Annotated in this window: 12 protein-coding genes; 5 read left to right on the top strand and 7 right to left on the bottom strand. The window is 59.4% G+C overall.

Going from position 1 to position 12,689, the window contains the following annotated elements; genetic code table 11:
• Window positions 1-57 precede the first annotated feature (57 nt).
• The 5 genes from cydP to ACODSZ_RS21895 all read right to left on the bottom strand — a co-directional run bounded on the left by cydP (window position 58) and on the right by ACODSZ_RS21895 (window position 4,027).
• Window positions 58-330, bottom strand: coding sequence for a cytochrome oxidase putative small subunit CydP (gene cydP / locus ACODSZ_RS21915; protein ID WP_488928528.1), 273 nt, complete (start codon window positions 328-330; stop codon window positions 58-60).
• Window positions 331-394: 64 nt separating this feature from the next.
• The gene (locus ACODSZ_RS21910; RefSeq protein WP_175344930.1) at window positions 395-1,189 is read right to left on the bottom strand and encodes a sulfite exporter TauE/SafE family protein; all 795 of its coding nucleotides are present in this window, start codon (window positions 1,187-1,189) and stop codon (window positions 395-397) included.
• Window positions 1,190-1,199: 10 nt separating this feature from the next.
• A complete protein-coding gene (locus ACODSZ_RS21905; RefSeq protein ID WP_175344929.1) occupies window positions 1,200-2,867 on the bottom strand; it encodes a bifunctional protein tyrosine phosphatase family protein/NAD(P)/FAD-dependent oxidoreductase in 1,668 nt (555 codons plus the stop codon).
• 67 nt (window positions 2,868-2,934) lie between these two features.
• Entirely contained in the window at window positions 2,935-3,129 is a 195-nt protein-coding gene (locus ACODSZ_RS21900) for a YgaP family membrane protein (protein WP_175344928.1), read from the bottom strand.
• Window positions 3,130-3,151: 22 nt separating this feature from the next.
• Complete coding sequence (locus ACODSZ_RS21895; RefSeq protein WP_175344927.1) at window positions 3,152-4,027, bottom strand: MBL fold metallo-hydrolase; 876 nt, start codon at window positions 4,025-4,027, stop codon at window positions 3,152-3,154.
• Between the two features lie 246 nt (window positions 4,028-4,273).
• Here ACODSZ_RS21895 and ACODSZ_RS21890 point away from each other — a divergent pair, with 246 nt between their 5' ends.
• From ACODSZ_RS21890 to ACODSZ_RS21870, 5 genes are all read left to right on the top strand, one after another.
• On the top strand, window positions 4,274-5,617 hold the full coding sequence (locus tag ACODSZ_RS21890; protein WP_175344926.1) for a sigma-54 interaction domain-containing protein: 1,344 nt from the start codon (window positions 4,274-4,276) through the stop codon (window positions 5,615-5,617).
• A gap of 246 nt (window positions 5,618-5,863) precedes the next feature.
• Complete coding sequence (gene copC, locus ACODSZ_RS21885) at window positions 5,864-6,229, top strand: copper homeostasis periplasmic binding protein CopC (protein ID WP_175344925.1); 366 nt, start codon at window positions 5,864-5,866, stop codon at window positions 6,227-6,229.
• On the top strand, window positions 6,226-7,110 hold the full coding sequence (copD, locus tag ACODSZ_RS21880; protein WP_249777055.1) for a copper homeostasis membrane protein CopD: 885 nt from the start codon (window positions 6,226-6,228) through the stop codon (window positions 7,108-7,110). Before copC ends, copD begins: the two co-directional genes overlap by 4 nt.
• Before the next feature lie 283 nt (window positions 7,111-7,393).
• Window positions 7,394-7,780 (top strand): DUF2946 domain-containing protein, encoded by a 387-nt coding sequence (locus ACODSZ_RS21875; RefSeq protein ID WP_175344924.1) that lies wholly within the window; start codon window positions 7,394-7,396, stop codon window positions 7,778-7,780.
• 245 nt (window positions 7,781-8,025) lie between these two features.
• Window positions 8,026-9,345 carry a tyrosine-type recombinase/integrase gene (locus ACODSZ_RS21870; RefSeq protein WP_488928527.1) on the top strand — a complete coding sequence of 440 codons (1,320 nt, stop codon included), beginning with the start codon at window positions 8,026-8,028 and terminating at the stop codon, window positions 9,343-9,345.
• Window positions 9,346-9,552: 207 nt separating this feature from the next.
• Here ACODSZ_RS21870 and ACODSZ_RS21865 read toward each other — a convergent pair whose 3' ends face one another.
• Both ACODSZ_RS21865 and ACODSZ_RS21860 read right to left on the bottom strand, forming a co-directional pair.
• Entirely contained in the window at window positions 9,553-11,709 is a 2,157-nt protein-coding gene (locus ACODSZ_RS21865; RefSeq protein ID WP_488928526.1) for a TonB-dependent siderophore receptor, read from the bottom strand.
• Between the two features lie 137 nt (window positions 11,710-11,846).
• Window positions 11,847-12,569 carry a MotA/TolQ/ExbB proton channel family protein gene (locus ACODSZ_RS21860; RefSeq protein WP_175344921.1) on the bottom strand — a complete coding sequence of 241 codons (723 nt, stop codon included), beginning with the start codon at window positions 12,567-12,569 and terminating at the stop codon, window positions 11,847-11,849.
• Window positions 12,570-12,689 lie beyond the last annotated feature (120 nt).

Raw genomic sequence — 12,689 nt, 5'->3', positions numbered from 1 at the left:
CGTGACGGCAAACTGCAGCCGCGATAGCGAGACGACTTCATCGATGGGAACCATGGCTTACTCCGGTTTGGTAATTTTTTCAGATGAATGCTGCATGTCATTCGACGATGCCGAGAAAGAGGCAGGCGCAAGCATGCGTTGCTCCACGCTCTGCACGGGCATCTGCATATGCTTGGCCTCTGGATGGGCGAAGAAGGTCTTGGCCAGCGCCGTGATGAGGGCCACTTTGACCATCAGGAGAATGGTGATTTCCGCGGCTAACGGCAGATCTGTCAGCCTTCTGGAAATGCCCCCCGGATTAAACTTCTGCCAGAAAATTTGCTTCATCATCACCTCTACTTTTTATGTGGGTGTAGAAAAGCCGATCTGAAATGAACGCATGTATGCCCAAAGATCAATGAATGGACTTCATGATCAGGCCAGCAGACACTACCATGCAGACGACCGAAAACGCCAGCTTCAGGTGGGCAGGATGCCAGCGTACCGCAAGCCTTCCTCCGAGCAACATGCCCGCGATCGCTCCGGCAGAAAATGGCAGGCCAATGCCCATGTCGAAGTGACCACTGACCATGCTGGTGCCGACGCTGACCAGTGAAATCAACGCAATGACCGCCAGCGAAGTCGAGACGATGGACTGCATGGCGAGGTCGGTCACGCGCTGCAAGGCCGGTACGATGACGAACCCGCCCCCCACGCCGAGCAGACCCGAGAGCACGCCCGCCACGCCCCCCATGACGGCCAGGCGACTGGCACAACGGGGTGTCCAGACGAAGCGCCCGCTCTTGTCACGCAGGCAGGGACAGTCATCCGATACGGTGGCCGCGGCTGTCTTGCTGCGCCGGGCATCCCGCATGCCCTTGATGGCCACCCACACCATGACCAGGGCAAACAGCAGCGTCAGGTAGCGCGTATCGAGCTGATGCGCCAGCCACGTTCCCAGCGGGGTGAGGACAACGCCGACGGCGGCGATCAGCGCGGCGGCCCGATAACGCACGATGCCGCCCCGCAAACCGATCACCGCGCCGATGGCCGAAGCCATGCCTACGGCCAGCAAGCCGATGGGGCCGGCCTGCGGCACGCTCAGATGCAGGCCGAACACCAGCAGCGGAATGGCCAGGATACCGCCACCGGCGCCGGTGAGGCCCATGATGCAGCCCACCAAGGCACCCAGTAACAGGCTCATGCTCATCTCTGCCTCCTCAACCGACCATTTCGGGTTGCGCCAGCCACTCGTGTCCCTTGAGCATGCCCTCCCAGTACAGCGGCGGCAGAATGCGCTCCTTGAGCAGCCAGGCCAGCCGCGATGGCCGCGTGCCATCCAGCATCCACGCCGGGAAACTGGGCGCCAGCTTGCCACCATAGTTGAATTCGGCCAGAACGATCTTGCCGCGCTCCACGGTCAAGGGACAAGATCCATAACCGTTGTAGCGGGCCTGAACGGATTGACGGCCCAGGTTGTGGAGCACATTGTGGGCGACCACCGGTGCCTGTTTGCGGGCCGCGGCAGCGGTCTTGGCGTTGGGCGAGTTGGCCGCATCGCCGAGTCCGAAGATGTTGGAAAAGCGCTTGTGCTGCAAGGTCGACTGATCAACATCGATCCACCCGGCCGGATCGGCCAGAGGACTGCTGCGGATGAAGTCCGGTGCCGTCTGCGGCGGCACCACGTGGATCATGTCAAAGGGCACTTCCACTTTCTGCGAGCTACCATCGGGGGAGCTGACGGCAAAGGTGGCGATCTTGCGTCCGCCATCGATGGCGGTCAGGGTCTGTCCGAAGTTGAGATCGATGCCATAGGCTTGCACATACTCCATCAGGGCTGGCACGTACTCGGCCACGCCGAAGAGCACGGCACCGGCCGAGCGGAACTGCACATTCGACTTCTCCAGTACACCGGCGTGTCGCCACGCATCACAAGAGAGATACATGGCCTTTTGCGGGGCCCCGGCGCATTTGATGGGCATGGGCGGCTGGGTGAAAACGGCATTCCCCCCTTTGAAGCGCTCCACCAGCTCCCAGGTGTAGGGCGCCAGGTCATAGCGATAATTGGAAGTCACGCCATTGCGACCCAGGGTGTCGGTAAGACCTTCGATGCCGTCCCAGTTCAGTTTCAGGCCGGGGCAGACCACCAGTTGTTCATACTTCACCACGCGACATCCTTCCAGCAGCACCGCATTGCGCTCCGGCTCAAAGCCGGCCACGGCCGACTTGATCCAGCGTACACCGCGCGGGATGAGTGATCCCATCACCCGGGCCGTCTGCGCGGGCGTGAATACGCCGCCACCCACCAGAGTCCAGCCGGGCTGGTAATAGTGCACATCGGCCGGATCGATGATGGCGATATCCAACCCAGGCTGGCGCGCCAGCAGGCTCGACGCCACCGAGATCCCGGCAGCACCGCCACCGACGATGACCACCTTGTGCGTCGAGTCGGCCACATCGAATGGCGTGGCATTGCTCTGGTTGATTCTGCGCACCAGCGCGCTCAGGTCGTAACCTGCTTGCTCGGCGCGGCTCAATATTTCTCCCGTGGACATGCGGCCGGCACGTGAAAGCCCCCACAGCGTGGTACTGCGCATGCCGCTGCGGCAATAAGCCAGCACGGGCTTGGGCAGTTCCTCGAGAAGACGGTCGAATTCGTCAGCCTGGGTATCGGCCACCTGACCCGGGATCACCGGCAGATAGCGAGCCTCGATGCCGGCAGCCTGTGCTTGTTGCTCGACCTCTCTGAAACTGGGCTGGTCGCCGGCTTCCCCGTCCGGACGATTGCAGATGATGGATTTGAAGCCGGCCGCAGCGATCTCTGCCATATCGGCAGGCATGACCTGGGCCGAGACGGACAGGTTGGCCGTCAGTTGCTTGATGTTCATGGAATGTCTCCTCGATGGATGTATCCCTGGCGGCGACGCCCCGGCGTCGACCAGCAAGGGGAGGGGATCAGCGATCCCGGTTAGCGCAACTGCTGATGCCCAGTAGCGGATATAGCGGACAGAAGCGCAGCAGGCCGGTCCCTATCGGGATCAGGCCCAGCCAGCCCCACCATCCCACGGTGCCGGTAGCCGCAAGGATGACCAGCACGAGGCCGACGATGATTCTCAAGATGCGGTCGATACCGCCTACATTGCATTTCATGATGACTCCTCAGGGTTGGGGATCAGACTGCGTCCAGCGGGATCTTCAGATAGCGCACGCCATTGGCCTCGGCCGGTGGCAATTGGCCGGCACGCATGTTGACTTGCACCGACGGCAGCAGCAGCACCGGCATGGCCAGAGTGGCGTCACGGGCGCTGCGCATGGCCACGAATTCCTCTTCGCTGATGCCATCGCGGACGTGAATGTTGTTGCTGCGCTCTTCGGCCACGGTGGTGACGAATTGAAGCTGCCGGCCGTTGGGCTGGTAGTCGTGGCACAGATAGATACGGGTATGCGGCGGCAGGCTCAGGACCTTGTTGATGGAATGGAAGAGCGTGCGGGCATTCCCGCCGGGGAAATCGCAGCGTGCGGTCCCGTAGTCGGGCATGAACAGGGTATCGCCGACGAAGGCGGCGATCTGGTCGCCTTCCTCCACGACATAGGTGATACAGGCCGGAGTGTGGCCGGGCGTGTGCATGACACGCGCCTGCAAGGTCCCGATCTGGAAATGCTCGCCGTCGGCGAAGAGGTGATCGAACTGGCTGCCATCGTGCGCAAATTCACTGCCGGCATTGAAAAGCGCCCCGAATACGTCTTGCACCTGGCGGATATGTTCACCGATGGCGATACGTCCGCCCAGCTTGCGCTTGAGATAGGGCGCTGCCGACAGATGATCGGCATGGGCATGGGTTTCCAGGATCCATTGCACCGAGGCATCGAGTTCCTGCACGCGCCGGATCAGGTGATCGGCGCTGCCGGTGGAAGTGCGTCCGGATTTGGGATCGTAGTCCAGCACGCTGTCGAGCAGAGCGCATTGCCGGGTCGCGCGATCCAGTACGAGATAGCTCACGGTACTGGTGGCCGGGTCGAAATGGCCTTCAATATGCAGGTTGTCCATGTTGTCCTCCTCTGATTGTCAGATATTTTCTTCATATCAAAATCTGTGCCAATGCGATGACTTCATTCAAGTTATTGATTTATTTGAATAAATTTCTCTTCGGGCGCAATGAGTGCTTCCCCCGGCTGCCAGTGACACTGCCAACTGGCAGTGGCATACTGCCAATTGGCAGTGCCGTAGGCAGTCTGAATGGCAGTGGCGTGACAGGGTGGATGGGTCATGAGAGGGCTATGCGCCTGGATTTTTATGGAAGAAAGCGAGAGCGTCGTGTCGTCATTACCGGATGTATTGCAACCGTTCGAAGTACAGGCCCTGATTTCCTATCTGGACCACGAGCCGACGCCGATGATCGTGATGAACACCGATTACGAGATTCTGGCGGCCAATACGGCCTACCGGCGCCAGTTCGCCACGGCGGGCAGGGCGCCGATCGGTCAGAAGTGCTATGCCATGTCTCATCATTACCAGGTGCCTTGCGACCAGGCTGGAGAGCACTGTCCTTTGCAGAGTGCTCTGGTGACCAAGGGACCGGATCGGGTGCTGCACATCCATCACACTCCGCGCGGGCCGGAGCATGTGGATGTGGAGTTGCGGCCGATCATTGATCAGCAGCATCGCGTGGTGGGTTTCGTCGAGCGCTTGCAGACTGTGCGCCATGCCTCGGTGCAGGCCAGTCGGCAGGGGCTGGTTGGCAAGTCACCGGCCTTCAATCGTGCGCTGGGCGAGTTGCAGCGCGTGGCCATGTCGGACCTGCCGGTCCTGCTGCTGGGGGAGTCTGGCAGCGGCAAGGAACTGTTTGCACGCGCGGTACACGAGGCCAGTCCGCGGGCGCGCGGCCCTTTCGTGGTCGTGGATTGCTCGGGATTGACCGAGAGCCTGTTCGAAAGTGAACTGTTTGGCTACGAAAAGGGGGCCTTCACCGGGGCCCACGTTCGCAAGGCAGGGCTGGTGGAAACGGCCAAGGGTGGCACCTTGTTCCTGGACGAGATCGGCGACGTGCCATTGGGAATGCAGGTCAAGCTGCTGCGGCTGATCGAATCGGCCACCTTTCGGCGTGTCGGTGCGGTCGATACGCAGCAGGCCGAATTCCGCCTGGTGGCGGCCACGCACAAGCCCTTGCAGCAAATGGTCGCCAAGGGCGAGTTCCGCCAGGATCTGTATTACCGTATCAGTGCCTTTCCCATCCATTTGCCGCCGTTACGGGAACGGCGCGACGACATACCCTTGCTGGTCGAATCATTGCTTCAGCGCGGCGCCGGGGTCGGAAGCAAACCGCTGCAAACCTCGCCAGAGGCCATGGCGCAATTGATGCACCACGACTGGCCGGGCAATATCCGCGAACTTCGCAACGTGATCGAGCGTGCGAGGCTGTTTGCCGATGACGGGGTGATCAAGAGTGAGCATCTGGCGTTGGAGCTTTTCCAGTCGACACGTTCGCCCGGGATCGACAAGCCTGTGTCCGAAGTAGCTGATTTGATGGAGATGGCGCGCCAGTTCAAGGGGAGTCGCAAGGAACTGGCGGCCAGCCTGGGGATGAGTGAACGTACGCTGTACAGGCGGATGAAGTCGACCGGGTCTGATCGCGGTTAGGGCCTGTTTGCTCATGCAGCGCTGAACGATCAATGCTGAGCCACGCGATCACGCGTATGCGGGTAATGCGTATTTCGCTTCTCTGCGACAATATGTCGCAGGCGCAGCGCTCTGGTCGTGGCAAACTTGTGGCCCGCGAAGATGTACGCGCTGACCCGGGCTCAGTCACTTTTCATGGCTCAAGTCGTCAGCCCGGCTCGGGGTTCGTGCACTTCCTCAACTGATGCCCTAGTGGAATTGACGATCATGAAAAATATCAAACGCCTCCTGTCATTGGTAGTTCTGTCCAGCCTGTTCCTGGCGCCATCCGTCTGGGCGCATGCCCACCTGAAGACGGCCATCCCCTCAGACAAGGCGGTAGTGGCATCACCAGCAGAGCTGACCCTCAACTTCTCCGAAGGCTTGAATCTGAAGTTTAGCGGCCTCAAGCTCTCCGGTCCGGACCAGAAGGAAGTCCACCTGGGCCAAGTCACGCTCATGGACGAAGGAAAGTCTCTCATGGTCGGGATTCCAGCACGGCTGACGCCGGGCACCTACACCGTGCAATGGCATGCCTTGTCCGTGGATGGACACAAGACCGAGGGTGCGTACAGCTTCTCCGTGACACCTTGATTTCATCAACGCTTTTGTTGGGCCTGTGCCGCCTGTCAGTCGATGGTGCGGCACTGTTCCTGTGGGGGGCGAGCCTGACGCTGCTGGTGCTGGTGGCCGAGCCGCTCAGGAGCCATCTGTGGCAACGCCTGGCCGGATGGCGACGCTTTTTGTATGGACTCCTGTTCATCGCGGTCCTTTCAAGTTTGCCGCTGCAAGCCAGTATTCTGGGGGATGGCTGGGCTGATGCCTGGCGCTTCGACATGCTCGCTGCGGTCGCCAATGGCACCTCGATCGGTACGGCATGGTGGTTCCAGTTAGTGGCCGTTTCCCTGCTGTTGCTCAGCGTGACGCAATCGGATCGCATGCGCTTGCTGGCATGTCTCGGGGGCAGCGGTATCGTACTCGCGAGTCTGGCGCTGACCGGACATGCCGTCATGAATGAAGGAAGGGAGGGACTGCTGCATCAGGCCAATGACCTACTCCATGTTTGGAGCGTAGGGGCATGGATGGGGGCCCTGCCGATCGTCTTGCTGATCCTTTCAGGGCGATATCGCTGCGCGTATCCTGAGCTGGTCAGCGTGATTCTGCGGCGCTTTTCAAATGTCGGTCATGCAGTGGTTGCGTTGGTTTTGCTGACAGGCTTGGTCAATACGATCCTGATTCTTGGAAGGCTGCCGTTGGACTTCCATTTTCGCTATCAAGCGTTGCTGACCATCAAGATCATGGTGGCGGGCTTCATGGTGGCGATTGCGGTATTCAACAGGTATGTACTGGTGCCGGCGATGCGTCAACAGCGCAATGCGCTGCATCGGATACGCCTTCTGACCATGGCGGAAATCTTGCTGTCCTGTTTTGCGCTGGTGTTGCTGGCTTGGCTGGGAATGTTGCAACCGAATTGAAAACGCTGCCATGTGGGCGGTTCCAGACGAACTACGGATCGACCTGTGCGCTGCGCTGATCCGCCGCTGCCGCGGCGGGCGTCGGTACCGTCGGCGCGGCATCCCGATCCATCGCGCCTTGCCAGATTCTCCCGCGTTGCGCCACTACGGAGCGCACAACGTCAATTTCCTGACTGCGGCAAATTGACGCAGCCAGATCGAGGCAGTGTCATCAGCTAGAAAAGCAGGCTTATCATAAGCGGCCCTCAACGTGACTTTGTCTGCTGTTTCCGGACCTCCGAACATGAGTTTGAGTAAACGCCTTCATCGACTGATCGCATGGCTTGCGCTATGCGTGATGCTCTTTGTCGCTGCCGCTCCAAGCATTTCGCGGGCGCTGGCCTCCAATAGCCAGATCAGCTGGATGGAGGTTTGCAGTGCCACCGGCATCAAGCGCACGACTGCACCGGCAAACAATAATGCGGGGCAGGAACAAATGCCCGTTGACAAAGCACACTGCGGTTATTGCGTCCTGCAGCAGCACACTCCGGCTCTGGCATCTGCTGCACCCGGTATCGCTCTGCTGGTCGCGGTGCTGGCGTACCCTCTCTTCTACATGCCTGACGTCACCGTGGTCCGAACGTTGGTGCCCACGGCACATCGCAGTCGCGCCCCTCCCAGCTTCATTTAATCACCTTGATTACATGGCTTGTACGAGTCTTCCTCGCGGACTTGTGAAGACCTTTGCGTGTGTGCTCGTTATGAGCAGAAATATCGACCGAAATAGCACATGAACAAGCTGAAGTCGTCTCACGCAGAGTTTGGCGCCTTGATGCGAGCTATTCCGACGCCGAATTCAAACTGGCGGTCAATTGCATTGATCAGCAAAGCCAAATGAATTTGGTCAGATCGAATTGCTCCAACGGAGAAGAAAACATGTTTAATGCAGTCGCAGTTGCAGTCCAGTCGCTGGCCGCCGGCGAGCATCTCACCATCCCCAAGCATCGCGGCTTGCGTTTGCGTGCCAACGAAAGCATGTACAACTGGATCTATCGCTACAAGAATCCGGATGATGGCAGGATCCGTCAGGTCAAGCTGGGCGAGTGGCCCAACATGTCATTGACCTCGGCCGTTCGCCATTGGAGGCAGCTCAAGAGTCTGCGTGATCAGGGCGTCGATCCCTCAGCAGTACATCGGCAAACGGAACACCCACGACGGGCTTCCATCGCCATGCCCAATGAATCCGCTGCGCAACTGTCGGTGCAGCAAATTGGCTTGCGTTATTACGAGGGGCACGTCAAGCATCATTGGGGCGAGAGAGGGGCCAGGGAAGTATGGCGCATTTTCGCGCGCACGCTCGGTGAATTCGGTAGCCTACCCGCACAGGAGGTCGATGCAGACCTGGCTGCTGACTTTCTTCGCGGGTTCCTGGACCGGCCCACCCAAGGCACCATCACGCGACGCGAACTGGGCGCGGCATGGGACTACGCCATTACCCATGGATTGCTTCCTGCGGAGAACGTCAATGTCTGGCGCGGTATCCTGCGTGGGGAGTTCAAGAGCAAGGGCGTTCGTGTCAAGGGCGTGCATCGTGGCGCCGAGAAACGTCTGCTGTCGGTCGATGAGCTCGCCATCCTGTTGCCGTGGTTCCATCATTTCACCAGCGCCAACGAAGACATCCTGACGCTGTTTGCGTGGACATGTGCTCCTGGAAAGGAAATTTGCGCCATGCACGCCAGCGAGATCAGCCAGGAGGAGGATGGCTGGTGGTGGATCATCCCGGAGGCAAAGTTGCGTCCCCAACGACGTGGTGCCGCGAGCGATTTTCGTATCCCCCTGGTGGGACGGGCTCTGGAGATCGTGCAGCGTCGGCTGCTGGCCAGCACGAATGGTTACCTGTTCAAAGGACGCAAGGGCGGACGCTTCGATCCCAAGAACGTCGGCGTGGCGGTCTGGAATGCGCGAGAGGACTGTGACTCACGTCCTGAATATCAGCGACCACGCCTGCCAATTTCGGACTGGACGCCCAACGATCTCCGACGGGCAGCCGTGGAGTTGCTCAAAGCACTGGAATGTCCACCGGAAATCCTGGCCGCAATCCAGGGACAGCGCGGCAATCGTCTCCGCTTGTCTGCAGACAGGCATGCTCACGATGCCCTGAAGCGGCTCTGGATGACACGGCTGGCGCAAGTCTTGGAGCAACTCATGCAGGGCAGGGCGCCGGCGCAGTGGGATACAGAAAAGCTGGCTGCCTGAGACAGCATTGCAAAAGGGGCCGAACCCGACGCTTTGATTACACGCAACACTCGATGAAAGCGGAAGGGCAGTTCGAGCCCTCCCGCTTTGCCAATACCCGCAGCTTCCCCGTTACACTGGAACAAGGCACGATGCTGCGGCGACCAGCTCTGCTTCGAATTACGTCTGTAATAACCTTGACCTCCATGACAACACCACCTGCCGTGCTCAGATATTGACTTTGAGCGTCAGGTAAAACGATCTCGGCTGTGTCGGAATGACGACCGGAAAGCCAAAATACTGATAGGACTCGTAGCTTCGTCGTCCCGTCAGGTTGTATCCGGAAAGCTGAAGGGTGTACCGACCAAAATCATAGGCTGCCTGGGCATCCACAGTCGCCATGCCTGGCACGGAGACGGTATTGGGCAAGGTCAGCTGACGGCGACCGAGTGCCGTGATACCGGCTCCGAACGACAATCCCTCAGCGGCGCCATCCAGTACGCGATAGCGGAAGGCCAGGCGTCCGCTATGCCTTGGCACGCGGGCCAGTGTGTCCCCAACCGGGATCGTGTTGTCTTGCGTGACCACCGCTTGGGTATAGGCGTAGTTCGCCAGCAAGGACAACGCTCGCACCGGTTCCCAGGTCATGTCGGCCTCGAATCCGCGTGCGCGTTGCTGCCCCGTCTGAATCGACACGAGGGGATTTCCGGGGTCGGCTGTAGCGACGTTGTCGCGCGTTTGTTCGAACACGGCCAGCGTTCCCGACAGCTTGCGCGCTTTATCGTCAAGCTTGATACCAAGCTCGATGTTCCTGGATGTCTCTGGCTTGGGTATCGTCGATCCGATGAAACCGAATGGTGCGCGGAAGGCGGTCGCATAACCCGCATACAGTGCCAGTCCTTGCAGAAGGTCGTAATTGACGCCTACCCGCGGCGAAACATGGTGGTAAGTCTTGTCGGTCCCCTGTTCGGCCTCCTGGAACTCAAGCTGGGTCAGCCGCAGTGCACCCGTGAAGTGCCAGCGACCATAGTGAGCCTGGTCCTGTACGTAAGTTGCGAGTGTGCGGTAGCGATCCGTCTGCGTGGAGTTGATGGGGGTCTTGTCGCCAAAGGCGAGGTTATATTGAGGGTCGGAAAGATCAATCGAGCCGACGCTAGTCCCATCAAAGCCCATCCCCGAATAAAACTTCGTCAGGTCGTATGCAACCCCAGCGACCCATTCGTGACGGCCGCCGAGCATCTTCAATGGCGCGATCAAATGCGCGTCGAGAGCGGTTTCGCGCGTTCTGGTGCTCATGGTGAGCGGGAAGATCGGATAGGCGGTCGGTGTAGAAGCATTGGGCGCTGCCAGTGCCGGATAGATGAAGCTTCCGTATTGGCCAACGTTACTGGTGTAGAACTGTGCGGACGCCTCCAGGCGAACACCGTCATCAAACTTGTGGCGCACCTCGATCTTTCCGAGACGATTGTTGATATCCGTCATGGGCTGGCCATTGGGCGCACCTGGAAAGGCATTGCGATAAAGCTGACCCGCCAGCGCCTGTTGAGCCGGCAGCCCTGAGTACTCAAGCTGCTGGGTACGGTTGTACTGGCCAGAAAAAAGAATCTCGGTCTGCGCGTCGGGCTTGAACAGGATGCTGGGCTGGAAAAATACGCGTTTCCCGTGGACCTTGTCGATCCAGCTTGTATTGTCCTGGTATTCCCCTGCGAGACGTATTGCCAGCTTGTCGCTCAGTGTTGCGTTGTAGTCGCCATAGGGGTTGGTGGTTGAGTAGCTGCCGGCTCGTACACCAAGAAAGCCGCCATTGCTGCCAATCTCGGGACGCGTCGACTCGATGTTGATGAGTCCGCCCAAGGGAGAGCCCAGGCCACCACCATACAGGGTCGAACTTGGTCCCTTCAGCACTTCGATGCGTTCGACGCCGACCAAGCCTGCTGGATTGAATGCTTGTTGATTTCCGCCGAAGATGGACAGGCCATCCAGATAGGTCTCAGCAGGAAACCCTCGAATGATGGGAGCGATCAGCAATGCTTCCTCCGGCTTGGTCGGCACCACCCCGGAAACGTTGACGAGTGCATCGGAGAGGCTGCGGACGTCCTGGTCATCAAGGAGGGATCGCTTCAATACAGAGACAGACTGCGGTGTCTGCAGCAACGGTGTATCCGTGCGCGTCGCCGAGCTGGACCGTGAAGCAGCGTAGCCCGGACTCTCCTCTGTAACGACAACCTCAGGAAGCTCCGAAGACACAGGCTGCTTGTCTGAAATGCTTTCAGCAGCAACCGCATTGGTGATGGGTGTCGAGGTGGCGTTGCTGGATTGCGCCATGACGACTGTTGCAAATGGATAGATCAATGCGATGGCGGCTGCCAGGGAAGTCTTTTTCATCGTTTAAAGTAATTTTCTGGCAACCGTAAAGCAAACCGATTTTTCAATTCTCTGGCTGTTGGACAGGAACTCGGAGAAGGTCGGATAACGGCTCATCAGCCTTACCGCCGGAGCGACATGCCAGGCTCGCGTATGTTCTACCGCGGGGACGGCGCCACGCTCAAGGGCAATTCATTGACTTGGTACGCCGCTGCACGAGCGCCAGTCACGAACAACGCATGCAGGTCGAAACCGAACTTGTTCAGGCGTGCCAGCGTGCTCTTGTTGCCTCGAACCAGCGCGTTATAGCCAAAGGTGGCGGGAATGGCTACCGCCAGTCCCAGCGCAGTCATGATCAGCGCCTCTCCAACGGGGCCGGCAACCTTGTCGATGCTTGACTGGCCGGTGGTGCCGATGGAGACCAGTGCGTGATAGATACCCCAGACTGTTCCGAACAGACCGACGAACGGCGCTGTGGACCCTACGGATGCCAGAACGGCCATGCCTGCTTGCAGACGCGCAGCAGCTTCATCGATGGACTGTCGCAAGCCCAGGGTGACCCAGTCGCTGACAGCGAGCTGTTCATGCAAATATCCACGATGCTGTTGATGATGAAACAGCGCAGTCCTGCCCGCACGGGCGAGCGCGGCAAATGGATTGTCATGCCCTAAAGTAGCCAGGGCGCCCTCCAGGTCGGCGACTGTCCAAAAATCACGACGGGCGGCCTCCGCAGATTTACGCATGCGTAGCAGGTCAAGTGCCTTGGTCAGCATGACATGCCAGGAGGCGATGGACATGCTTATCAGCAGGACGGCGACTGCGCGCGTGACGATGTCACCCTGCGCCCACAAACTCTGAAGGCCGTAAGGACTGACTTCCATGATGTTTTAAGCCTTCATGGGGCGAGGCACGTTGACTCGCCCTGGATGGGAGAAGGCTCGAATTATGCGCGCAGGACCCGATGTGATGCGTGCGACAAATTGTCACATTCTCTCTACAGG

The sequence above is a fragment of the Herbaspirillum sp. FG34 genome (assembly GCF_057809315.1).
This window is presented reverse-complemented; position numbering and strand designations above follow the sequence as displayed.